Here is a 24,545-nt window from a genome sequence, read left to right on the forward strand (position 1 = left end):
CAAAATAATTTGTGCAAAGGTAGGGTTTTAAGCTATTTTTTAAGAAAGTTTTAGGCTTTTTTTAAGGAAATTTTAATCTGTTGTTTTGTTGGCTAACTGTCCGCAAGCGGCATCAATATCACCTCCACGGCTTCTTCTGACCATTACAGTAATCCCTGCATTTTCAAGCTGACGGATATAATTTTCTTCTGCCTGTTTGTTGCACTGGTCATATTTTCCGTCCCCGATCGGATTGTATTGAATCAGGTTTACTTTTGAAGGAACCTGTTTGCAGTATTTGATTAAAGCTTTAATATCCTCATCGCCGTCATTGATTCCTTTCCATACACAGTATTCAAATGTAATAACAGAACCGGTCTTCTGATACCAGTACTGAAGAGCCTCCATAATATCCGTTAACGGGAATTTATCAGAGAAAGGCATGATCTCATTACGCTTGGATTCGATAGCAGAGTGAAGGGATAAAGCCAGCTTCACACGCAGTTCGTCATCTGCAAGCATTTTGATCATCTTAGGAATACCGGATGTAGAAACGGTAATTCTTCTTGGAGACATTCCCAAACCTTCCGGCTGGGTAATTTTTTTGATGGCTTCCACTACGTTTTTGTAATTCATCATCGGCTCTCCCATTCCCATAAATACGATATTGGAAAGCGGTCTGTCGAAATACATTCTACTCTGGCTGTCAATCAGAGCTACCTGATCTACAATTTCAGCAACTTCAAGGTTTCTCATCCTTTTCAGCCTTGCCGTAGCACAGAATTCGCAGTTTAATGAGCATCCTACCTGTGAAGATACACAGGCTGTAGTTCTTGTTTCTGTAGGAATAAGAACAGATTCCACCATCAGCCCGTCGTGAAGTTTCACTCCGTTTTTGATGGTTCCGTCAGAGCTTTTCTGAAGAAGGTCTACGGAAACAGGATTAATGGTATATTCTTCCGAAATTCTCTCACGAAGTGATTTTGAAAGATTCGTCATTTCGTCAATCGAATGGAGGTTTTTACTCCATAGCCAGTCATAGACCTGTTTCGCACGAAACGGCTTTTCTCCTAAAGATACAAAGTAGTCTTTAAGTTGGTCTAATGATAATGTACGGATATCTTTCATAATATTAAAGAGCCAAGTTAAAAGTAAAAGGTTTAAAGTTTAGTATTGTTAACTATTGCAGCCAAAATGTTTTTCAATTCGTTACTTTCATTCAATAAAGCTTTAAATTCCTCAGAATCATAACCATCTAATTCTTCTAAAACTCTAAGCCAAAAATGACTTTCTCTGGCTTCTCTCAAAGCAATTTTTACTTTATTTTTAAAATCTGCCTTAGAAGATCCTGCCTGGGATTCTTCATAATTAGCGCCTATTGAAGTAGCTGATTTTCCGAGCTGAAATCGTATTAATTTACTTTCAGAATCATTGGGAAGTGTTCTTAAAAACTTAAGACAATCAACTCCAAATGTAAAAGTTCTTATAAGTAAATCATTTTGTCTCATCTCTACTTCTATTACCTTTAACTTGGCTCTTTTTACTTTTTTTTATAGAATTAACATTGCGTCACCATAAGAATAGAATTTATACTTTTCTTTTACGGCTTCTTCATAAGCGTGCATTACGAAATCTCTTCCGGCAAATGCAGCAATCATCATGATCAGAGTAGACTTCGGTGTGTGGAAGTTCGTGATCATTGAGTTCGCTACACCAAAATCGTGAGGAGGATAAATGAATTTGTTTGTCCATCCGTTGAAAGCAGAGATTTTTTTGTTTGAAGAAACAGAAGTTTCCAGTGCTCTCATGGTAGTAGTACCTACTGCACATACTCTTCTGTGAGATTCAACTGCTTTATTAATGATGGCAGCGTTTTTCTCATCGATGATAATCTCTTCAGATTCCATTTTGTGCTTGGAAAGATCTTCTACCTCAATCGGGTTGAATGTTCCCAATCCTACGTGAAGGGTAACTTCAGCAAAATTGATTCCTTTGATCTCCAATCTCTTCATCAAATGCTTGGAGAAGTGAAGACCTGCTGTAGGGGCAGCCACTGCTCCTTCTACTTTTGCATAGATTGTCTGATATCTTTCTGCATCTTCCGGCTCTACTGCTCTTTTGATATATTTTGGAAGCGGAGTTTCTCCCAATTCTTTTAATTTCGTTCTGAATTCGTCGTAAGAACCGTCGAATAAGAATCTTAATGTTCTTCCTCTTGAAGTTGTGTTATCAATAACCTCAGCTACCAAAGACTCATCTTCTGTGAAGAATAATTTGTTACCAATTCTGATTTTTCTTGCAGGGTCTACCAAAACGTCCCAAACTCTGGTTTCTTTATCAAGCTCTCTTAATAAGAAAACCTCAATTTTAGCACCTGTTTTTTCTTTATTTCCGTAAAGACGTGCAGGGAAAACTTTTGTATTGTTGAAGATGAACAAATCTTCTTCATCAAAATAATCCACAACATCCTTGAATAATTTGTGCTCGATAGTCTGTGTTTTTCTATCAAGTACCATTAATCTCGCTTCGTCTCTGTGCTCTGATGGGTGTTCTGCTAATAATTCCGCAGGAAGATCAAAATTAAAATCTGATGTTTTCATTTTTTAAATTACGGTTTAAAAATTACTGAAATTACAAGGTGTAATTTTCGGAGTGCAAATATACGACATTGAACACCCCTTTGTCAAGTATTATTTACAATCAAATATAAAACCGTGATTTTACGGGGATTTCCAAGGCATAAAAAGAGTATTTTTGGAAAAATTAAAATTCAACATGGAATCTGTAAGTAAAATATACTTCATTGATAATCCGTATCCTAATGGCCACAAAATTGAAACCTTTAGCTGGAGCGGGCGGATTGATGAATATGGATTTATCTGGTTTGATTTTCATTTAAAAACTGAAAATTATTACGCCAATGACGATGAAAACGGGGAAGAAGACGACGAAGATCTGTCCGACTGGGACTCCAAAATCGTATGGAGAAACTATCATGCCTGTACACTCTCGTCCAACTATTGGAGTGAACAGAGAGGAATCAGAATTAATAACCTTGATGAAAAATTAGATTTCGATGCTGTTGTTCAAAATGATCTTTTCAGTAATGATCTTCCGTCTGAACAACATTCTGATGATGATGATCTTGCTTTCAACATCTACCTGCTGGGACATGATAGCTGTGCAGGACATCAGATCCGGTTTTCAAAAACAGAGAATAACCGATATGATATTACATGGACGGGCAAAATAGCACTGACCTACGCAGGCGATTATGAGTTTTCACATGATTTCAAAGCAGAAATTTTCAATACTGAATTTGAAGGTTTTCATTATCCTAAAACATGGTCATTAGAAAAAGCAACTGAAATGTTCAAAACCAGACTTGCCAATTTTGAAGCGTATGAATTTGTAGATCTGAATCCTAAAAGTAACAAAAGGGATTATAAACTCGACAAACTAAAGTAATAACACTATAAAAACAGCCAATTAAAAAATATCATTATGAGTAAATATTCAATTGAAGCATTTATCAACGAAACGAAAGAAAATCCGCAGCAAAGAGATTATTTTGAACTGGAAACGAAACATCTTCTGGAAATCAACCTTAACAATCAGGCAGTATGGACGAAAAGAGGAAGCATGGTAAGCTATGTGGGAAATATCAATTTTGAAAGACAGGGAATGCTGTCCGGAGGAATTGGAAATCTTTTAAAGAAAGCTATCAGCGGTGAAGGAGCCAGGCTGATGAAAGCAGAAGGAACCGGAAAACTATATGTTGCAGATTCCGGGAAGAAAGTCCGTATTCTATATCTGAATAATGAATCTGTTTGTGTAAACGGAAATGATATCCTTGCCCACGAACAAAGCGTCAAAAGCGATATCACCATGCTGAAAAGTATTGCAGGAATGATGTCCGGAGGACTTTTTCAGGCAAAACTTTCAGGAACGGGACATATTGCCATTACAACTCACGGAGATCCTCTTACATTGTTGGTTACTCCAGATACTCCTGTGTTTACAGATCCGAATGCTACTGTGGCATGGTCCGGAAACCTAAGCCCGGAACTGAAAACGAATGTTTCTTTCAAAAGTCTTATCGGCAGAGGAAGCGGCGAAGAGTTTCAGATGAAATTTTCAGGACATGGATGGGTACTGATTCAGCCTTATGAGGAGGTATACTATATGGAAAAATAAGACCAACAAAACTTAGAAGTGATTTAGAATTTTCGTAATAATTAAGATTTGCAGCCCATGAATACCCTTATAAAGCTATTTTTTGTGGTCATCATACTACCTAGCCTAATGATTGCCCAGACTTCAAAGAAAAATTACGAATATTCTATAGATCTTCTTCATATGTCCAATGATGAAGTCCGGGTATCTTTTTCGCCTCCAAAGAATAATCTTAAACAGGGCAAATTTATCATTCCCAAACTGATACCCGGGTTTTATCAGGCTATGAATTTCGGACAATATGTTTCTGATTTCACCGCCACCGATAAAAACGGTAAAAAAGTAGTAACCGAACGTCTGGATAAAAACAGCTGGATGGTACATGATCTCAATCGTGTAAATAAAATATCTTATCAGGTAGCTGACGGGTGGGACTCTCTGGAAAAAGAATCTAACGAAGCCAGATCTGCCGGCAGCATGTTTATAAAAGACAGTGTTTTTGTCATCAATTATAATTCTTTAGTGGGATATTTTGAAGAACTAAAAGATATTCCTTATAAGATTACCATTACAAAGAATAAGGATTTCTACGCATCTTCTGCTTTAAATTATCAACAGAAAAATAAGAATACGGATATGGTTTGGGCAAAGGATTACCGTGAACTGGTAGATTCTCCCGTTTTATATTCCGTTCCTGATACCACCTGGCTGAAAATAGGTCATACCAAAGTACTTGTCTCATTCTACAATAAAAAGGAAAGACATTACTCCAAAACGATTGCTCACGAAATAAAAAATATTCTGAAAAATCAGCAGGCTTATCTTGGCGGAACATTACCTGTCAACAAATATGCTTTTCTGATTTATTATGAATCTTCCAATGAGAACGGATTTTTAGGGGACGGACTTGAACATTCCCACTCTACGGTCTGCCTGTACCGTTCCGGAAGTATGAAGTTTCTTCCAAATGCTCTGAACAGAGTGGCTTCCCATGAGTTTTTCCATGTTGTTACTCCACTCAACATTCATTCAGGGGAAATTCAGCATTATGATTTCCTGAATCCTGTCATGTCTCAACACCTTTGGTTATATGAAGGGATGACTGAATATGCGACCATTCATATGCCTATCAAACAAAAAATGATCAGTCTGGAAGATTTTGAAAAAAGCCTGGAAGAAAAGATTGAGGGTATGAAAGCATTTGACAACACTCTATCTTTAACGGAAATGAGTAAAAAATCTATGGAAAGACAGGATCAGTATATGAACTTTTATATGAAAGGAGCATTAATCGCATTGTGTCTGGACATAAGACTAAGAGAACTTTCTAACGGGAAAACAGGAACTCAGGATCTGATGCAGATGCTTATGAAAAAATATGGAGCGGGTAAATATTTTAATGATGATGAGCTTTTTAATGAGATTACCAAAATGACCTTTCCGGAAATCCGTACATTTTTCAGAGATTATGTAGAGGGTACTCAACCCATTCCTTTAAAAGAGTATCTGGAAAAAGCAGGATTCAATTATGATGAAGCTACCGGAAAGGTAACTCCTGTTTCCAACCCCGATTCAAAACAAATTGCATTAAGAAAAGCCTGGATCAATCAATAAATTTTTACGCATATAACAAAGTATGTAAAAAAAATATAAATGATCAAAATAGAGAAAAAAGCGAAAATTAATAATCCATACGTCAACAATTCCAAAATCATTCAACTTTAAAATCCAACAAGCTACAAATTCTCACCAACTACTTCTGTTTCTTAATTCTCCTATTATCTATCACTTTATCGGGATTTACAAAAGTTTTAATATATTTAAGAAAAAAAATAGATGAACAATAGTAACTCCCGCAGAAACTTTCTTAAGACCGCAGCTTTAGCAAGCTTTGGGGCATTGGTTTTACCCAATTCTTTATTTGCTTATTCCAATGATTTTAAAACGGATAAAAAAGTCCGCGTCGGTTTTATCGGCGTAGGCCTTCGTGGCCAGGAGCATGTAAAATTACTGGCAAAACGTAATGATGTAGAGATTGTTGCGTTTGCAGATCCGGAGAAAAGAATGCTTGCTGCTTCTCAAAAAATCTTAAAAGACAACAATAAACCGGCTGCTCAGGAGTTTTCCAACGGGGAATATGACTATCGAAATCTTTTAAAATTAAAAACTATAGACGCTGTTGTGATTGCTACTCCATGGGAATGGCATCTTACCCAGGGCGTAGAAGCTATGCGTGCTAAAAAAATTGTGGGCATGGAAGTTTCCGGGGCTATAAAGCTTCAGGACTGCTGGGAATTTGTAAAGGTATATGAGGAAACGAAAGTTCCTATCTTCATGATGGAAAACGTGTGTTACCGCAGAGATATTATGGCCATCCTGAATATGGTCCGTAAAGGAATGTTCGGAGAGCTGGTGCATGGAAGAGGTGGTTATCAGCATGATCTGAGAGGCGTTCTTTTCAATGATGGAGTTAATCCGTACAATTCCGGGGCTGAATTTGGAGAAAAAGGATTCAGTGAAGCAAAATGGAGAACCGAACATTATGTAAAGCGTAATGGAGAGCTTTATCCTACCCATGGATTAGGTCCGGTTGCGATGATGATGGATATCAACAGAGGAAATCGTTTAACGAGGCTTTCTTCATTCTCATCAAAATCTGTAGGCCTTCATAAATATATTGTTGAACATCCAAAAGGAGGAGAAAACCATCCTAGTGCCAAAGTAAAATTCAACCAGGGAGATATTGTAACCACACAGATTGCCTGTGCCAATGGAGAGACTATCCTTCTTACTCATGATACAAGTTTGCAGAGACCATATGATCTTGGCTTCAGAGTTCAGGGAACTGAGGGATTGTGGCAGGATTTCGGATGGGGAGATTTCAACCAGGGACATATCTATTTTGAAAAAACAATGAACCATACCCACCGTTGGGATAATACTGAAAAATGGATGAAAGAATATGATCATCCAATGTGGAAGAAGTTTGAAACTACCGCTGCAGGCGCCGGACATGGCGGGATGGATTTCTTTGTAATGAATACTTTTATTGAATGTATCAAACGAAATATAGAATTCCCGATGGATGTATATGATCTTGCCCTATGGTATTCTATAACCCCATTGAGTGAAGAGTCTATTGCCAAAGGTGGTCAGGTAGTTGATATCCCTGATTTTACCAATGGAAAATGGAAAACCCGTAAACCTGTATTTGGAATGACTGATGAGTTCTAAGAAGACATTACTCATATTGGCAGGCGGGTTAGGCAGTAGGTACAAAGGACTTAAACAAATAGACGGAATACTTGATAACGGTTCCCCGATTCTTGAGTATTCTATCTTTGATGCTTTGGAAGCCGGTTTCCAAAAAGTAGTTATTATTGTCAACAAACTGATTCCTGAAAGTTATATTGAAAGGCTCAACAGCATTTCAAAAGCTAAAAATTTTGAATTGCTTTGGGTATATCAGGAGATAGATACCATTCCTATTTCACTGGAAGGCTTTGATTATCCGGATCGTGAGAAACCATGGGGAACTGCTCATGCTGTACTTTGTGCCAAATATTCAATACAGGAACCTTTTGTGATGATCAATGCAGATGATTTCTACGGAAAAGAAGCCTATCGACTGGCTGCTGATGAAATTAACCATCATTATATTTCAGATACACAATTAGGGATGATTGCTTATCCTGTGGGTACAACATTGAGTGGCAACGGTGCTGTAGCAAGAGGAATATGTACGTTGGATGCTGAAAATTATCTGATTAAAGTAGAGGAACAAACTTCTATTCAAAAGATCAATCATTCAATCATTTATGTTGAAAACGGAGAAAATATAAAATTAGATCCCGAAACATTGGTATCCATGAACTTTTTTATTTTCCATCCTCATATTTTTTGTTATCTGGAAGCCTATTTCTATGATTTCATAGAATCTGATCCACTGCCCAATCAGGAATTTTACATTCCTTCCGCAGTACAAAAAATGATGAACGAAAACAGAGTCAAAGTAAAAGTGAAAACATCTCCATCCCGATGGATGGGAGTTACCTATGCTGACGATAAAAAGGAAATTATAGATTTTCTGACTTCAGAGATTAAAAATAACAGATACCCGGAAGATTTATGGAGCTAAATGATATTATTGCTGCTTTTATAACGACGAATAATTACGAACTCACTTCTATTACTGATGGATTGATCAATACCACTTATCTTTTGGAGAATAAAGATCAGGGAAAAAAGTTTATTCTGCAGAAAATCAACAATCATGTTTTTAAACAGCCGGAAGTGGTCGTTAATAACCATTTAATGATCAATGAAGTGCTCAGGTCAAATAATTATCAATTTGAAATTATAGAACCTATTCCTTCTCTTGCCGGTAAAATTCTGGTAAAAGATAAAAATGGTCAGCCATGGCGTATGTTAAGTTTTGTAGAAAACAGCACTACATTCCTTACTGCTCCCTCCTTACAGACGGCTTTTGATGCGGCTAAAACCTTCAGTTATTTTCTCAATACGGTAAATACTGAACAATTACCTGCCATTGAAGATTCTCTTCCCAATTTCCTCAATTTTGAGAAGAGGGTTGCAGATTATAAAGACTCTTTAAAAAATGCAGAGCCTTATTTTATAGAAAATGCTAAGACTGAAATAGAAATCACCAACCAGCTTTTGTCCTTACCTGACCGATGGATTGAAATGGAGAAAAACAACCAGATCCCTAAAAGGATTATTCATGCCGATGTAAAAATCAGTAATATTCTCTTTGATCAGAACCGTAATCCATTAGCTGTGATTGATCTTGATACCATGATGATTTCTACTATTTTGTATGATTTTGGAACCATGATTCAGTCTTACACCAATACAACACAGGAAGATGACGGGACAGCCCAAAACAATTTCAACCCTGAAATGTATAAGGTAGTAAAAGAGGGATTCTTATTTCATTTAAAGGAAAAGCTGACGCCTGAAGAATATGAGAATCTTGATTATGCAGCACAAGTCGCTATTTATATTCAGGAACTTCGCTTTTTAACAGATTACCTTAACGGAAGTACCTACTATTCTATCATGCATCCTGAACATAATCTGGACAGGACAAAAAACCAGCTGGAACTGTTGAAGGGATTGAGAGAATATCTGGAAGCTAATGGGTTTCAGAGTGGGAAAGTTTGAGGGTTAGTTTTGTAAGACCATAGATTTCTAAAAAATGACAAAGGGTGCATATAAATAAAGCGCTCTGTTTGTCATTTCTCAGAAATCTAGCTTTATCTTCTCACTCTCAAACCCTGTCATTCCAAAACTCTCAAATTCTCCCACACTCAAACCAAAAAATCCAGTATTTTCCTCCACTCTTCCAGCTTTTTTTCAAAGGAAACGGTATGAAGCGGACTTGTAGAAGGCAATAAAAAAACGGGAAGTTTATAATTTTTCCCCAACAACTTTTGTAAGTTTTTGTAAGACTTTCCGCCATTGCAAAAAATAGCTTTTACATTCGGATGTTTTTCCAACAGTTCAGCAATCTGATTGGCTTCTTCATTCCTGATTTCAGAATCCAGGCTTCCTTTTCTCTCGCAGGAATCAATGACATCCCACAGGGCAATATGATGTTTCTTTATCGTTTCAATTCTTTGTTTGTAATCATCAGTAAATTCTTCCTTCAGTAATTCAAAAATGATTTTCCAGAATTTATTTTGCGGATGGGCATAATACTGCTGTTTTTCCAGTGATTTCACTCCGGGAATTGATCCTAAAATCAGAATTTCAGACTGAGCATCAATAATGGGTGGAAATGAAGAAATACGGCTTTGCATATTCAAATATAAAGATTTAATTTATTTTTAATTAGGCTGGAAGCCGGGAGCCTGAAGAAAGAAGTTATTGAGGTTTTGGCTAAAGTCATTGTTTTTTTAATTAAAAAAAACGGGCTAAAGCCCGTTTCTATTGATATTTTATATTGTTTGTCTACAAAGTTTCCTTCAGCCAGTCGAAGAATTCTCTCTGCCATACCAATCCGTTTTGTGGATGAAGTACCCAGTGGTTTTCGTTCGGGAAGTACACCAGTTTAGATTTTAATCCTCTTAATTTTGCAGCCTGGAAAGCTTCCTGACCCTGCTCGTAGGGAACACGGAAATCAATTCCTCCCTGAACAATCATAATCGGCTTGTTCCACTTTTCTACGAAGTTGCTTGGATTGAATTCTGTGTATGCTTTTGGAAGTGGTTTTTCCCATGGAGAACCAAGATCCCAATTTGCAAACCACAATTCTTCCGTAGTCAGATACCATGATTTCATATCAAATAAACCATCATGAGCGATGAAAGTTTTGAATCTGTTCTCATGAATTCCTGCCAGCATAAATACACTGTATCCTCCGTAGCTTGCTCCTACTGCTGCTACTCTGTCACCATCTACGTAAGATAAAGTTTTCGCAAAGTCTGTTGCCGCCAGATAATCTCTCATTGGCTGTCCGCCCCAGTCTTTGGAAATTTCTTCGTTCCATTTTGTTCCCCAGCCTGGCATTCCTCTTCTGTTTGGAGCTACTACGATATAATCGTTAGCTGTCATAAGAGCAAAGTTCCATCTTACACTGAAATATTGAGTAAGTGCAGACTGTGGTCCACCCTGGCAGTATACCAAAGTAGGATATTTTTTGTTCGGGTCAAAGTTCGGTGGATAGTGGAACCAAACTCCCATTTCTTTACCGTCTGAAGTTTTCACCATTTTAAGTTCAGATTTCCCCTGAGCCAGCTTAGCATAAGTTTCCTTGTTGGCTTCAGTAACCTGCTTCATTTCTCCATTTTTAACGTTTACAGAGAATAATTCTGTGGCATGGTTTACGTCTGTTCTTCCTACCAGGAGTGAAGTTTTATTATCTGTAAAGATTTCGTTAACGTCAAAATCTCCTTTGGTGATCTGCTGTACTTTTGCTGATTTTGAATCCAGCGAGAAAAGCTGTTTTGTACCTCTGAATGCCGCTGTGAAGTAGATTGTTTTTGAATCTGCTCCCCAAAGCACATCTCCTGAAACACTTTCGTCCCAACCTGAAGTAAGGTTAGTCGTCTTCCCTGACTTCCAGTCTAAGATTTTCACATCATTTTTATCTGCTTCATATCCGTCTCTGGCCATACTCTGCCAGATTAAAGATTTTCCGTCCGGGCTGAATTTTGGGTTTACATCATATCCTTTGTTGGATTCTGTAAGGTTTTTGGTAGTACCTGATGCCAGATCATAAGCAAAGATATCGGTATTGGTACTTGTAGCATATTCTTTACCACTTTTAGGTTTGGTAACATATAAAAGCTGGGCAGAATCCGGGCTCCAGATAAAATCTTCAGCACCACCGAAAGGTCTTTGAGGAGAATCCCATGTTTTTCCTTCCAAAAGGTCTTTCGCTCCTTCTACTTTATCGGCTGTATTCACTACAAATACATGGTTATATTTTCCTTCATTGAAATAATCCCAGTGTCTGTGGTTCAGATCCGTGTATACCTGCGCCGTTGTTTTAGGAGTATCGCTGAATTTATCTTTCCCCATTACTTTCTCTACCAATACCTGCTTGCTGAAAGCAATTTTCTTTCCGTCAGGAGAAATTACGATATTATCTGCTTCACCAATGGTATAAAATTCTGTCCAGGTTTTTCCGGCATCTTTGGAAAGATAAATTTTATCTCCTTCCTGAGCATAGATTCCGTTTTTATCCCACTGAATAAGTGCTTTTTTACCGAAATCAATTTTGGAAGACTGATGATTAAGAACATTCAGAAAATAGTTCTCGTTTTTCGTTTTCTCTGTTTTCAGGTCTACCTGTCCTACTTTATAGATAAGGGAACCCTGATCCGGTGAAACTGCCTGTACTCCAACTTTTTTCAAAGTCCAAAGGATTTCAGGCGTCATTACTTGTTGTGCATTCATTAAAAGCGGAGCTGCCAAAGCCAGCAGACTGTACTTAAGTTTCATATGTTGATATTCATTTTTTTTAACGGATTTATGAAATTGCAGTGATTTCATTCATCCTTTTATTAAATTCAAAGATTGCCAAAGTTAATATTTAAAATAAAAACGGACGAAAGAATTAACATTAAAATTCTTTTTTCACAGATGAGCTCTTTTCGGGGAAAACACCTACTTTTTAAATATGGGGATTTTCTCTGTTACTCTGCCTGTCTGAAATAGTGAAATTTACAATATCAGACGTCCGATATAACCAATAACAATCTAATTAAAATTTTACATTATGAGTACACCAGACACAGGCGATTTTAAAGCAACGCGTGTAGACGCAGGCGCACCCAATCTTTGGCACGTCCATGAAGGCCATTTCAAGTATGGATCTATAAAGGAAACGAGAGTCAATTTTGCAGGAAGGACTCTTGAACAGATCATGGCAAATATTGCAGAAAACGAACCGATTAATGCCCCTTACATGAAGAAAGATAACCAGAAACTGACTTACGAAGACTGTATTAAGTGGATTAAAAAGAACTGTTAAAAAAAGAATAGGCTGTCCTTTTGGACAGCCTATTGTATGTAATCGTTATTGGTATTCTATTCTCCATCTGAGAACATTGAATTCGCCAGAGAAGTTACAATTGATAATAATATACTGAAGATAAATGCCCACCAGAAGCCATCTACAACCATACTGTCTATGAAATAGTCTGCAATAAGGACAATTGCGGCATTAATTACCAGCGCAAAGAATCCTAAGGTAAGAATAGTCAGCGGAAGGCCAAACAGACTTAAAATTGGCTTTACAAATATGTTAAGAACCCCAAGCACAATCGCAAAGATGATGGCTGAAGAAAATCCTTCAAACTGTACTCCCGGTAAAATTTTAGTTAAAAGATAAGCAACAATTGCTGTAATAAAAAGTCGGATAATTAAGTTCATTGTGATATTTTTTAATGTTTATGGGGTTTGTTGAGCAAAAGCTATTCCATTTCGGAAAAAAAATGCTTTGAAACCCTTTATTGAAGGAATATCTTGTCTTTTATTTTCTCTTAATTTCTTATTTTATTTTCATCATGGTTACTAATGAGGTGGCTACATGACTTTCAGAATCAGAACCTTCGGTCTGGACATAGATTTCCGTTCTCACCACAACAATTTTCCCTCCCCCTTTGATAACATAGGATTTCGAAATCAAAGCATCACCCATTGCCGGACGAAGGTAGTTCACTTTCAATTCAACGGTCACTACATAACAGTCTTCCGGATAATGGCTCACAGCGGCATATCCTGAAGAAACGTCTACCAGAGAGGCGATCATTGCGCCATTGAACATGCCTGCTTTTCGGGTCATCATTTCCATCTTAGGGATCTTCATCGATATAAAATCAGTTTCTACTTCCAGCAGTTCTGCTTTATAGAATTTCAAGGTTTCCGAGCGGCTGAAGCTGTCTGTAATGAGTTTCTTTTTTTCTGGTGTCATGAATTTTATTTTAAACAAAGGTAAGCGCTATAAAGTTTTTGATCTCAATGATCTTTCAATTTTTCATTAAAAAGCCGCTCCATGAACAGGAAATGGCTTCTTTTCAAGTTTTTAAACCCTTCTTACACAACAAACGATAACTTTTCAGATAAACCTGACGCTTTCAGATGATGATCTTCTCTGATCATATCGGCTTCTTTTTCAACAATCATAATGGTAGGTGCGTTGGTATTTCCGGAAACCACATCCGGCATGATCGATACGTCAGCTATCCTTAATCCTTTTATTCCATATACTCTCAGTCTCGGATCTACTACAGAATGGCTGTCGATTCCCATTTTACAGGTTCCGGTCATATGATGATAGGTGGAACATGATTTTTTGATATGATCTATCACTTCCTCTTTTGTTTTTCCCATTTCACGGCATATTTCAACACATTGATAAAATGCTTCCAGATCGGATTCTTCAGAAAGAATCCTTATCAATCTGAGAGATCTGAACTGGAGCTGGCTATGATTTTATGTAAGCATCATGAGGAGATTAAAAGCGATGTGGATGGCTGGTATGAGAAGTTATTCCGGTAAAACTACCTGTCAAAAAAAGTGTAAGGCCGGATTTCTTCGGAATGAAATTTACGACGTTTAGTTTATTCGTACATAATGTGGTTTCGTAAGAATCTCTGGATAGATAGGTTGGAAAACGCAAAGTCGCCAATTGTCGCCAAACTATTTGTTTTTGAGGCGTTAAGATTTGATCTCCGATAAAATATAATATTGCTTTACATTTACAAAAAAATTTATTTAACTTTCCTATTATTGAATTCAAAAACTCACGTACTCCATTATGCTGAATGATTACAAAAAACACGAATTATTTGGGAAAACCCTGATACAGAAAATTGATATATCGGGATCCTTCAGGTATGATTTTCCGGTTTCGGAGCAAGCCTGCTTTCTGTATGTGCTTAAAGGTGAGTTTCAGTACAAAACAGAGGAACAGGAGTTTGATGTTTCTGCAAATTATTCTCTTTTTCTGAACTGTATCAGCTCCGGAAAACATATTCAGAACTCAGCGTCAGAAGATCATTGTGAGATTGTGATCGTTACGTTCTATCCTGAAATCCTGAAAAAAATCTATGACAGAGAATTGCCTTTATTACTGCAAAAACCTTCCGATATCGTTTCGAATAAATCCAATGAGAAAATAAACAATGACTTTCTGATTCAGAAGTATGTAGAAGGGCTGCTTTTTTATTTTGAAAACCCTTCCCTCGTTAATGAAGATATATTGGTTCTAAAACTCAAGGAAATCATTTTGCTGTTGGCTCAGTCACAGAATGCTAAGGCCGTTCAGCTGATCCTGTCACAGCTTTTCTCTCCCACCACTTATTCTTTTAAGCAAATCATTGAAGCGAATTTATTTTCACAGCTAACAATCGAACAGCTTGCTGAGCAAAGCAATTTAAGTGTATCATCTTTCAAAAGAGAATTTGCAAAACTTTACAATGATACCCCCGCCAATTATATAAGAAACAAAAAACTGGAAAAAGCCGCCGAATTACTTTTAATATCCGATGAACGCATTACCGATATCGCGTTCGAATGCGGATTCAACGATCTGGCCACTTTTACCAAAAACTTCAGCGATAAATTTCATATAACGCCATCCAATTACCGCCAGGAACGGAAAGGATGATAATCGTACCTTTTTAAAGATTATAAATGTATTTCCTGTTTTGATAAGGAGTTCTTTTCTGAACCAAAATCCCAAATTCTTGAACTAAATCACAAAATCATTTCTGTATTTCTATCGCAAATTTGTACCGTCAGTTACAGGGAACAATAATATACCTGCAGCTCATAAGTATCAATTTTAAAATATAATCAATATGAATCTATCAGGTTTAGGAATTTTTCACACTATTATTGGCGTAACAGCTCTTGTTGGCGCAGTGATAGGATTTATCAGATATGGTAAAATCAATCTGGCTAAGCCGTCAGGAAAAGTCTATTTTTATACGACGGCCGTCACTTCACTTACAGCATTAGGTATCTCCAAAAACGGAGGTTTTAATGCAGGACATGTGTTCTCATTATTTATCCTTGTTTTGATCACTGTGGCCTATTTTCTTTTTGCCAATAAAAAAGAAAGTAAGAAAGCCAGGTATTTTGAGAATTTCCTGTTGTCATTCAGCTTTTTTCTGTCGCTTGTCCCAACTGTTAATGAGACATTCACACGGGTTCCGATTGGACATCCTTTGGCCAAAGACATCAAAGATCCGATCATTGGGCAGACTCTTCTTGTTATTTTACTGCTTTTTATTGTTGGATCTGTTTTTCAGTTTATCAAACAGAAAAGAGAGAATGTTGAAGTTTCATGATGACACGGTATTTAAGAAACTGTAAAACCACCCCGTCAAAAATTCTTTGAATTTTTGCCACCCCTCCACTGGAGAGGAATTTTTACGTCTTTAGTTGGGGTATTTGTAAATAGGATAACTATTCTAATTCTAAAGATAAGTGTATGGTTGGCTTCCGCTGAATGACAAATACAACGTTTTGCTTATCCGTACACTTTGTCATTCCATAGAATCTATGTATAGATGGGTTGGAAAACGCAAAGGCGCAAGTTTTGCTCCTAAGTTTTATATTGTAAGACGCAAGGATTTTATCTCCGATAAAATGTGATAACATCAAAAGCTGAATCACCTATCTGAGCCAAGTTCATGCAATTATTTTATTATCTTTGAGAGAATGTTTATCTCATTCCATTATGTATAGCGTATACAAAAAACTATTGCGTTTGACTGGCAGTCAAAAGGCCACGGGTTCGAATCCCGTATTCTCCACTTGATAATTCTACTTAGTTTATTTTTTCCAAATGGTAGTTGATAATTTGGACCAAGTATACTATTGATTAGCTCAATTGTACCTGGAAATCATCACTTAAAGTCAAAACACCTTCTGTGATTGCTTCCGGGTGGGTAGAGAAGCCTTTTAATTTTGAAGTTTTTCCTTTTAATACCAAATCTAAAAGTTGTTTATCGGATAGTTTCTTGCCGAAGATTTCGAACGTAATTTTAAAACCGCAGTTTTTGAAATCGGAGCAGCCTACGGCGGTTTTTCCTTTGATCAGATTATGTTCTTTACATTTCGGGCATTTCGTTTCTTCCCAGGACTGAAGTTCTTTTTTCTGCGCAGGTTCTCTTTTTTTCTTCTCCTTGACTTCTTCTTTTTCTTCTTCCTGGAGGGTAATTACTTTTCCTTTTCCGTACACCACTTTTTCAGTGAGTTCTGTCACCATCTGAATCAGTTCTTCTTTGAAAAGATTAGCTTCATACTCTCCTTTTTCAATTTTACGAAGTTTGGATTCCCATTCTCCGGTCAGTTCCGGGCTTTTTAACAGTTCGTCTTCAATGGTATCGATCAGCTGGATTCCGGTTTGGGTAGCGATCAGATTTTTTCTTTTTTTCTCGATGTATTTTCTTTTGAAAAGGGTTTCGATGATGTTGGCACGGGTAGATGGTCTTCCGATCCCGTTGTTTTTCAGCATTTCACGCAATTCTTCATCTTCAACCTGTTTTCCGGCAGTTTCCATCGCTCTCAGCAGTGTTGCTTCGGTATAAGGTTTTGGAGGCGTTGTTTTTCCCTGGTGGATCATCGGATCGTGGGGCCCGGTTTCTCCTACAGTAAATTCAGGGATGGTTTGTTCTTCCTCTTTTTCTTTTTCCTTATCGGTGGTTTCTTCTTTAGGTTCTTTGGCGTAAACTGCTCGCCATCCTGCTTCAAGAACCTGTCTTCCGCTGGTTTTGAAAGGAATGGTTCCTACTTTTCCTTCTACCAAAGTATTGGAAATTTTACATTCCGGATAGAATACTGCTATAAAACGTTTTGCAATCAGATCATAAATCAGTTTTTCTTCTCTGCTCAAATTCTGAGAAGGCGGAATTTCCGTAGGAATGATCGCATGGTGATCGGTTACTTTGGTATCGTCGAAAACCGCTTTTGATTTTGGAATCGGAGCTTCCAGCAACGGAGCAATCAGATCCTGATAAGGATACATTTTCTGAAGAATTCCTGCAATTTTCGGATATAAACTGTCTGATAAGTAGGTGGTATCAACACGGGGATAAGTTACGTGCTTCTTTTCGTAAAGACTTTGCACATAATTCAAGGTATTTTCTGCTGAATATCCGTATTTTTTATTGGCTTCTACCTGAAGTCCGGTCAAATCGAAAAGTCGTGGATTTTTTTCTTTTCCTTCTTTAATTTCGAAAGAAACGATTTCAAATGGATTTACTTTAAGGTATTCCAGCCCTTTTTCTGCACGTTCCAACGTTTTTAAACGATCAATCGCTGCGTTGAAAATAACGTCACGGTATTTGGTTTTCAGTTCCCAATATTCTTCTGTGGTAAAGGCATCAATTTCTTTCTGACGCTGCACAAGCATCGCCAATGTAGGAGTTTGCACTCTTCCAATGGAAAGAACTGCTTTATTTCCGCCAAATTTTTTCGTAAAAAGCCTAGTTGCATTAATCCCTAACAACCAATCTCCTATGGCTCTGGCATTTCCGGCCAGATAAAGGTTTTTATAATCTTCTGCCGGTTTTAAACTGGCAAATCCTTCTTTAATAGCATCTTCCGTTAGTGAAGAAATCCATAAACGCTGAATCGGTTTGTTGCACTTTGCTTTCTGCAATACCCAACGCTGAATGAGTTCTCCCTCCTGCCCGGCATCCCCGCAGTTAATGACCTCATCACATTCTTCAACTAATTTTTCAATGACTTTAAACTGATTTTCAACACCTTTATTAGGGATCAGCTTGATTCCAAAGCTGCTGGGAATAATCGGCAGTGAAAAAAGGTTCCAGGATTTGAACTGTGGACCGTAATCGTGTGGTTCTTTCAGGGTACAAAGGTGTCCGAACGTCCATGTTACGCAATAGCCGTTTCCTTCCATATAGCCTTGTTTAGGCGTGGTAGCGCCCAATACTTTGGCGATATCTCTGGCAACACTGGGTTTCTCGGCAATACATAATTTCATGAACTCGGGTTTATTGGAGGAGTGCAAAAATCGGGATTTTTTTTGACTTTGCAAATTTCGTTGAATGTTGAGGTCTTAGCGTTGAGAAAGAGTAAATTACGTTTTGTTCTATAAAAGGAGTAAAGTTTTACAATATATTTTCACGCAAAGGTTATTGGATTCTATTATTTATTTGAGGGAGCAAAGAAATGCGGCTAAAGTCGCTGATGGAGCAGAAGGATAATCCATAAGCTTGGAAAGAATCAATTTCATTGATTCCATCTTTGCTCTCTTAAAATTTAAGGGAATATATATTCAACTTTGCGTTTAACAAATTGCTTTTTAGATATATAATCGTAATTATTTTTATACAAAAAGCCCTCTAAAAAAGAGGGCCGGATCAACAATGTAATGAAACTAGTTCATTATTTCTTTTTTACTTCTGAAATGGCATCGGAAATTCCTCCGCCTGCGGTTTCAAAGAAGGCAGGACCAGCCAGAAGATATACTTTTTCTAATTTTTTGGTGGTGGATAATTTGTGTTCTTTCAGGTAATTTTCAGAACGGTTGGCATGTACGATTCCTCTTACTACATTTCCCGCTACCAAAGCAGTGGGTGAATCTATTCCGGCGTCTTTCAGATCGCTGGCGAATGCAAAATTGGTAACGCCTAATCTCATAGCTTCACGGGCTGCCACTTCGCCTACGGAAGTCATTAAATCAGGAGTGAATTTATTACGGTCACCTAAACCGATCAGCAATAATTTCTTTGCAGACATCGATCCTGCAGGAGGTGTAATTAAAATCGTTTCCAAGGAATGTCCCTGAAACTGTCCTGCTTTTCTAAGGTTGGTCAGTTCTCCTTTTAAGGCCTCATCCAGATGAACCAATCCGTTCAATTTAGCAGGCAATGCCTGAGCGTTGAAGATGTCTCCTTCTGTATATTCGAAAACACAGGCTACCTGAAGCTGGGCGTCAGCAGACGATGGGCCCTGTACCAATCCTATCATGGAAATTCCGTCTACGGTTCCCCAGGTTTTGGAAGTTCCGATGGCTGTTGTTTTTGCAGGAGCTGTGGTTGTAATTTGTGCAAAGTTTAAGGTAGATAATGCTAAAGCTGCAATTACCAGTGATTGTTTTAGTGTATTTTTCATGTGATTTATTTTTTGTTGTTTGTTACGAGGTGCGAGTTGCGGGTTATTTTTGTTGCGGGTTTTAATTTTTGTTTGTTGGAATAACGCAAGGGCGCAAAGTTTTTTTAAGGTTTATGTTGTTAAGGCGCGAGTCGCTTCGCTCCGGCTAATTTTATTTCTTTTCAAAGGTAGTTTCTGTGATGGAGAGGTGCATTGATGTGGGATAATTGTTCAATTTATTTTCAAATGATCTCATTTTCAAATTTCAAATTCCTTGTGTGTGTTTAAAATTTAAATACAATTCTGGAATTGATGAAGAGTCCGTCTTTGTGGTTGTCGATTACATCGTTAATGAAAGCTCCGGTATTGAAATACTGTATTCCTGTATTAAAGGTTAAAAATGGATTGATCTTATAATTGAAACTTCCTAAAAATGCGGTTCCGATGTATCTCTTTTTTGAGTTGGAAGACGCCAGGTTTAGTGTTCCGCTGGGTCTGTAAATCCCGTCCTGGATAGAATATCTCCAGTTGAAAACTACGTCTGCCTGCACTGTTATTTTTTTACCTAAATCAATCGTTGCATAAGGATGAATATCAATTAAATTCACCGGGCCGATCTGAGGATTAAATCCAAAATACCCACCTTTCGGATACAATGGATTGAATGTTCCCAATGTTCCATCTCCTTTATTACTGTCTCCTGAAATATAATCGTTTCTAAGGTTGATGGTCGGTTTTCCTTTTACATTCTCAAACATGTATCCGATGTCTGCAGAAGCCGTCCATGCACTGATATTTCCTTTATTAAAGTTCCCAAACTGATAGGCTGCTTCAAAATTGTAAATAAGCCCTCCTCCATATTTCCAGAATCTTCCGCCAAAAGTATGCCTGTTCTCATCGGAAAGTCCATCTTCAAAACGTACATCCTTTCTGTGAATCCCCAGATAATAGAGCTCCAGATTTCCGCTTCTGGGAATAATCCATGTGTTGTAACTTCCCCAAAGGTTGATTGATTTTGAAGATTTGTTATCAAATGCTCCCGGACTTATTTCACTGGCAGCCATCATAAAGGCATCAGATCTGAAGTTCCCTCTTTTGTACATGAATTTTAATCCATCAAAATAGAGTCTTAAATTCGGACCTTCTCTTACCGAGATCAGTCTTCCGCTTCCATAATCAAGTTCCTGTCTTCCGGCACGTACGGTCAACTTTTCTTTATCATTTTTCAAAATATCAACATCAATGAAAAGATTCTGAATATTCAAATGGTCTTCGTCAATAGGTCTCGGACCATTCTTTCTTCCATTTTCCCATGCACTTCTCACCTGTCCGAAAATTCTTACTCTTGAGCCCAGATGCAGATCTGCATGTACACTGTATCTTTGAATCAGAAAAGGATTGCTTCCAATTCCCATTCTTCCCCAATCTTCATTATTAAAGTCTACAAATTCCAGTCTTGCTTCTCCTCCCAATGAAAGATAATTGTTGCTTTTTTCTGCAATCGGTATGTATTTGATGGAGTTGTAAAAAGTTTTTGCAGAGTCTTTATAGGAAGCATAATCTTCATCAAACCTCATCAGCTTAAACTGAGCAGAAATTTGAACGGGAATAAAAATCTGCAGCAACAGTACAATGGCGATCAGTTTTTTCATGATGATTTCTTTGTTAAATAATGATCCACCGAATATCTTCCAGCTCCCATAAACAGTAAAAACAGATAACATAAACTGTACATAAAAGGAGTATCTTTCACCAGTAAAGCATCATTCCAATGAAGTATAAAATATCCTGTAAGGGTAACTGCCAGGATTGGTAATACTGCAATTCTTGTGAAAAAACCAAAGATCACAAATACCGGAAATATCAGATTGGCTGCATCAGCAAAAAGACTGTTGAAAGCTTCAGGAAGATGCAGCGGGTTGGGTACCTGCTCTGCTTCTGAAACGCCTACTCCTATTTTTTTTAATCCGTGCGCTACGATTAATTCTACAGAAAGGAAGATTCTAAAAGCTAGAAGGGCAACATCTGTTAATTTTCTTCCGGGATTGGTATTGGTGATGATATGGATTAACTTTTTCATGATTGGAATGAATTTTAGCTATGAATTAAATTGATTGTCGTGATTGTATTAATGCTGGGTTGACCACCCCGTCAAAAATTCTTTGAATTTTTGCCACCCCTCCAAAGGAGGGGAATTTTCACCCCTTCAGTTGGAACGTTGGTTGATACTTGAATAATTAAAAACTTTTATGGCTAAAAAATTATTTTGTCTGATAGCCTCCGTAATATTTTACAGGTGACCAGTCGGGGATGACTGGAAGTGGTGCCGGAGCTGCTGTTTTGTAGGTTTCATCTCCGTATACAACTTTTCCGTCTACGATCGTCAATTTTGAGGTGATGTTTTTGATGTCTTCATCATTGACTGTGAAATAATCTTTATCCAGAATGGTAAGATCTGCAAAGTATCCTTTCTGTATTTTTCCTTTCTGATAGTCTTTAATGAGTTCGTATCCTCCGTAAGTAGAAAGTGATAAAGCAGTTTTTCTGTCCAGCGTATTTTCTTTACCCATCACCTGAGTTCCTCCTATTGTTTTTCCTGTGGTGATCCAGTATAAAGCTACCCATGGGTTGTAACTTGCGACTCTTGTTCCGTCTGTTCCTAATCCAACCGGAATTCCCATTTCCAGCATTTTTTTCACCGGAGGAGATGCCAAAGCTGGTTTTTTACCATATCTGTGGATGAAGCTTTCTCCCTGATACGCCATTCTGTGCTGTACTGCAATTCCTCCGCCCAACGCTTTGATTCTTTTCATATTATCTTCGGTAACGGTTTCTGCGTGGTCGATAAACCATACTAATCCGTTCAAAGGAGTTTCTTTGTTTACTTCTTCAATGACATTTAAAAATCTGGTGATACTTTCATTATACGTCGCATGAATTCTGAAAGGCCATTTGTTTTTTACCAGAAGACTTACCACCTCTTTCATATTTTTCTCCATCGTAGCCGGAAGTTCCGGTCGTGGGAAAAGAAAGTTTTCAAAGTCGGCTCCGTCTGATACCAGGTTTTCCCCTCCACCGTTGACATGATAATCGATTTCATTAAAATCATTATGACCATGGTCGTCAATTTCTACCATTCCAATCCATTTGGTGTAATCGGCAAGCTCAGATCCTTTTTTCTGGGCAAATAAATAGTAAGGAAGACGAACGGTAATTTTCCCTTGTTTGTTCAGCTGATCTGTTGTTCCGTAGTCATCCGGAAAATTCTGGAATCCTCCACCTGCGTCCATTACTGCAGTCACTCCCAATCTGTTCAGTTCCGTCATGTATTGAAGGGTAGAATTTACTTTTTCTTCTTCTTTCAGTTCCGGAAGTTTCGCTAATGTTGAATAAAGAATAAATGCATTCGGTTCTGCCACCAATAATCCTGTGGGATCTCCGTTATTGTCTTTTTCAATTAAACCTTGAGCAGGGTTTGGGGTATCTCCATTGATATTCAGTTCTTTTAATCCGGCTTTGTTCAGCCAGGCTTTTCCATAGAGATACATGATGAAAGTAGGCACATTTCCCGTAGCTTCATTAATTTCAGCCAGTGTGGGAAGTCTTTTTTCTTCAAACTGATATTCATTCCAGCCTCCAATGACTCTTACCCATTGTCCCTTCGGTGTTCTCTGAGCCTGTTCTTTCAGCATTTCCAAAGCTCTTTTTAAAGATTTCACACCATCCCAACGAAGTTCGGTATTGTAAAATCGTCCTCCTCTGATTACATGCAAATGGCTGTCAAATAAGCCTGGAATCACTCTGTTTCCTTTAGCATCAATGACTTTTGTATTGCCGTTTTTTAATTTTAAAATCTGGGCATTGGTTCCTACCTGTAAGATTTTATGGTCTTTGATGGCAACAGCCTGTACTTCCGGATTTTTATCATCCATTGTGGTAATCTTTCCATTGGTAATGATCATGTCTGCTTTCTGAGCATTCAGAATTCCTGCTGCCAAAACTGTGGAAAGGGTAAGTATATTCAGTAGTTTCATAATTTCAATATTTAAGTTTGAAGGTTTCGGCAGGCTTTCAGCCTGCCGAAACAGTTCCATTAGTGTTTTAACATTTCCTGAGCATACTGAATTCCAATACCGTAAGCTCCACCATGTTTTTTCATCAGATCATTAACAGGTTTGTATGTTTCTTTTCTAGCCCAGTCTCTCTGCAGTTCCAATACATACTGCACAGAAGTGATAGGATGTGCTCCTGCCTGAACCATACGGGTGATTGACTGATCGTGCGCTTCTTTAGAAATATCCCCAGAAGCATCTGTTACTACATATACATCGTAACCTTCGTCAATCGCTGATAATACAGGTCCTACGATACATACACTTGTCCATAATCCTGCGAAAACCAGTTTCTTTTTATTTTTTCCTGTAATGGCTTTATGGGCATTAACGTCTTCCCATGTATTCATGGTAGTTCTGTCTACATATCCGCTTGTTGCTTGCGGATATACTTCTGAAATTTCCGGGAAAACAGGTCCGCTGAATGACTTTTCTGCCACCGTTGTTACTACTGTAGGAACATTGAATATTTTTGATCCACCCGCTACCAGTGCCACATTATTTCTTAATTCTTCCATACTGATGCTTTTGGTTGCAAAAGCCATTTGTCCTTCGTGGTCTATAAGCACTACGGCATGATTGGTAGGATTTAATAATGATTTTCCGGGGTTTTGAGCTGATGCTGCTAATGATAATAAACCAGCTGCAAATGATAGGATTAATTTTTTCATAATAATT

23 protein-coding genes and 1 tRNA gene are annotated in these 24,545 nt (G+C 37.7%); 10 read left to right on the forward strand and 14 right to left on the reverse strand.

The window, feature by feature from the left end:
• Positions 1–72 precede the first annotated feature (72 nt).
• Genes rlmN through queA form a run of 3 tightly spaced genes read right to left on the reverse strand, consistent with a single transcriptional unit; the run spans position 73 to position 2,579 of the window.
• Complete coding sequence (gene rlmN / locus PZ898_RS07570; RefSeq protein WP_120231776.1) at positions 73–1,107, reverse strand: 23S rRNA (adenine(2503)-C(2))-methyltransferase RlmN; 1,035 nt, start codon at positions 1,105–1,107, stop codon at positions 73–75.
• Positions 1,108–1,139: 32 nt separating this feature from the next.
• On the reverse strand, positions 1,140–1,487 hold the full coding sequence (locus PZ898_RS07575; RefSeq protein WP_062672053.1) for a four helix bundle protein: 348 nt from the start codon (positions 1,485–1,487) through the stop codon (positions 1,140–1,142).
• A 42-nt stretch (positions 1,488–1,529) separates the two neighbouring features.
• Positions 1,530–2,579: a tRNA preQ1(34) S-adenosylmethionine ribosyltransferase-isomerase QueA gene (gene queA / locus PZ898_RS07580; protein WP_034696367.1), complete on the reverse strand. Its 1,050-nt coding sequence runs from the start codon at positions 2,577–2,579 to the stop codon at positions 1,530–1,532.
• Positions 2,580–2,733: 154 nt separating this feature from the next.
• On the opposite strand from queA, the gene PZ898_RS07585 reads away from it, so the two are divergent.
• The 6 genes from PZ898_RS07585 (at position 2,734) to PZ898_RS07610 (ending at position 9,339) form a co-directional block, all read left to right on the forward strand.
• On the forward strand, positions 2,734–3,447 hold the full coding sequence (locus tag PZ898_RS07585; RefSeq protein WP_277695209.1) for a hypothetical protein: 714 nt from the start codon (positions 2,734–2,736) through the stop codon (positions 3,445–3,447).
• A gap of 36 nt (positions 3,448–3,483) precedes the next feature.
• Positions 3,484–4,176: an AIM24 family protein gene (locus PZ898_RS07590; RefSeq protein WP_062672057.1), complete on the forward strand. Its 693-nt coding sequence runs from the start codon at positions 3,484–3,486 to the stop codon at positions 4,174–4,176.
• 57 nt (positions 4,177–4,233) lie between these two features.
• Complete coding sequence (locus PZ898_RS07595) at positions 4,234–5,769, forward strand: hypothetical protein (RefSeq protein WP_277695210.1); 1,536 nt, start codon at positions 4,234–4,236, stop codon at positions 5,767–5,769.
• 222 nt (positions 5,770–5,991) lie between these two features.
• Positions 5,992–7,389 carry a Gfo/Idh/MocA family oxidoreductase gene (locus tag PZ898_RS07600; protein ID WP_062672061.1) on the forward strand — a complete coding sequence of 466 codons (1,398 nt, stop codon included), beginning with the start codon at positions 5,992–5,994 and terminating at the stop codon, positions 7,387–7,389.
• Complete coding sequence (locus tag PZ898_RS07605; RefSeq protein ID WP_120231781.1) at positions 7,379–8,293, forward strand: sugar phosphate nucleotidyltransferase; 915 nt, start codon at positions 7,379–7,381, stop codon at positions 8,291–8,293. The genes PZ898_RS07600 and PZ898_RS07605 overlap by 11 nt, the downstream gene beginning before the upstream one ends.
• The gene (locus PZ898_RS07610; protein WP_277695211.1) at positions 8,284–9,339 is read left to right on the forward strand and encodes an aminoglycoside phosphotransferase family protein; all 1,056 of its coding nucleotides are present in this window, start codon (positions 8,284–8,286) and stop codon (positions 9,337–9,339) included. The genes PZ898_RS07605 and PZ898_RS07610 overlap by 10 nt, the downstream gene beginning before the upstream one ends.
• A 146-nt stretch (positions 9,340–9,485) precedes the next feature.
• Here PZ898_RS07610 and PZ898_RS07615 read toward each other — a convergent pair whose 3' ends face one another.
• Entirely contained in the window at positions 9,486–9,977 is a 492-nt protein-coding gene (locus PZ898_RS07615) for a DNA-deoxyinosine glycosylase (RefSeq protein ID WP_277695212.1), read from the reverse strand.
• A gap of 151 nt (positions 9,978–10,128) precedes the next feature.
• Positions 10,129–12,123, reverse strand: coding sequence for a S9 family peptidase (locus PZ898_RS07620; protein WP_277695213.1), 1,995 nt, complete (start codon positions 12,121–12,123; stop codon positions 10,129–10,131).
• Between the two features lie 277 nt (positions 12,124–12,400).
• On the opposite strand from PZ898_RS07620, the gene PZ898_RS07625 reads away from it, so the two are divergent.
• Positions 12,401–12,655: a hypothetical protein gene (locus PZ898_RS07625; protein ID WP_062672070.1), complete on the forward strand. Its 255-nt coding sequence runs from the start codon at positions 12,401–12,403 to the stop codon at positions 12,653–12,655.
• A 56-nt stretch (positions 12,656–12,711) separates the two neighbouring features.
• Here PZ898_RS07625 and PZ898_RS07630 read toward each other — a convergent pair whose 3' ends face one another.
• From PZ898_RS07630 to PZ898_RS07640, 3 genes are all read right to left on the reverse strand, one after another.
• On the reverse strand, positions 12,712–13,056 hold the full coding sequence (locus PZ898_RS07630; RefSeq protein ID WP_062672072.1) for a phage holin family protein: 345 nt from the start codon (positions 13,054–13,056) through the stop codon (positions 12,712–12,714).
• A gap of 118 nt (positions 13,057–13,174) precedes the next feature.
• Positions 13,175–13,597: a PaaI family thioesterase gene (locus tag PZ898_RS07635; RefSeq protein WP_062672074.1), complete on the reverse strand. Its 423-nt coding sequence runs from the start codon at positions 13,595–13,597 to the stop codon at positions 13,175–13,177.
• A 122-nt stretch (positions 13,598–13,719) separates the two neighbouring features.
• Positions 13,720–14,016: a GMC oxidoreductase gene (locus PZ898_RS07640; protein ID WP_277695214.1), complete on the reverse strand. Its 297-nt coding sequence runs from the start codon at positions 14,014–14,016 to the stop codon at positions 13,720–13,722.
• Positions 14,017–14,443: 427 nt separating this feature from the next.
• Between PZ898_RS07640 and PZ898_RS07645 the strand changes: the two genes are divergently transcribed.
• The 3 genes from PZ898_RS07645 (at position 14,444) to PZ898_RS07655 (ending at position 16,448) form a co-directional block, all read left to right on the forward strand.
• Positions 14,444–15,295, forward strand: a complete 852-nt coding sequence (locus tag PZ898_RS07645) for an AraC family transcriptional regulator (protein ID WP_277695215.1) — start codon at positions 14,444–14,446, stop codon at positions 15,293–15,295.
• Positions 15,296–15,488: 193 nt separating this feature from the next.
• Positions 15,489–15,980: a hypothetical protein gene (locus PZ898_RS07650; RefSeq protein WP_277695216.1), complete on the forward strand. Its 492-nt coding sequence runs from the start codon at positions 15,489–15,491 to the stop codon at positions 15,978–15,980.
• Positions 15,981–16,378: 398 nt separating this feature from the next.
• Positions 16,379–16,448 (forward strand) — tRNA-Ala (locus tag PZ898_RS07655).
• Positions 16,449–16,516: 68 nt separating this feature from the next.
• Here PZ898_RS07655 and PZ898_RS07660 read toward each other — a convergent pair.
• The 6 genes from PZ898_RS07660 to PZ898_RS07685 form a co-directional block, all read right to left on the reverse strand.
• Complete coding sequence (locus PZ898_RS07660; RefSeq protein WP_062672082.1) at positions 16,517–18,643, reverse strand: type IA DNA topoisomerase; 2,127 nt, start codon at positions 18,641–18,643, stop codon at positions 16,517–16,519.
• Positions 18,644–19,047: 404 nt separating this feature from the next.
• On the reverse strand, positions 19,048–19,776 hold the full coding sequence (locus tag PZ898_RS07665) for a M17 family peptidase N-terminal domain-containing protein (protein WP_277695217.1): 729 nt from the start codon (positions 19,774–19,776) through the stop codon (positions 19,048–19,050).
• 263 nt (positions 19,777–20,039) lie between these two features.
• Positions 20,040–21,407: an alginate export family protein gene (locus tag PZ898_RS07670; protein WP_277695218.1), complete on the reverse strand. Its 1,368-nt coding sequence runs from the start codon at positions 21,405–21,407 to the stop codon at positions 20,040–20,042.
• Complete coding sequence (locus tag PZ898_RS07675; protein WP_277695219.1) at positions 21,404–21,835, reverse strand: DoxX family protein; 432 nt, start codon at positions 21,833–21,835, stop codon at positions 21,404–21,406. Before PZ898_RS07675 ends, PZ898_RS07670 begins: the two co-directional genes overlap by 4 nt.
• Before the next feature lie 181 nt (positions 21,836–22,016).
• Positions 22,017–23,789 carry an amidohydrolase gene (locus tag PZ898_RS07680; RefSeq protein ID WP_120232231.1) on the reverse strand — a complete coding sequence of 591 codons (1,773 nt, stop codon included), beginning with the start codon at positions 23,787–23,789 and terminating at the stop codon, positions 22,017–22,019.
• Positions 23,790–23,848: 59 nt separating this feature from the next.
• Positions 23,849–24,538 carry a hydrolase gene (locus PZ898_RS07685; RefSeq protein WP_062672090.1) on the reverse strand — a complete coding sequence of 230 codons (690 nt, stop codon included), beginning with the start codon at positions 24,536–24,538 and terminating at the stop codon, positions 23,849–23,851.
• Between the last annotated feature and the right edge of the window lie 7 nt (positions 24,539–24,545).

Source organism: Chryseobacterium sp. WX (assembly GCF_029542485.1).
In the GTDB taxonomy this organism is placed as follows: Bacteria; Bacteroidota; Bacteroidia; order Flavobacteriales; family Weeksellaceae; genus Chryseobacterium; species Chryseobacterium cucumeris.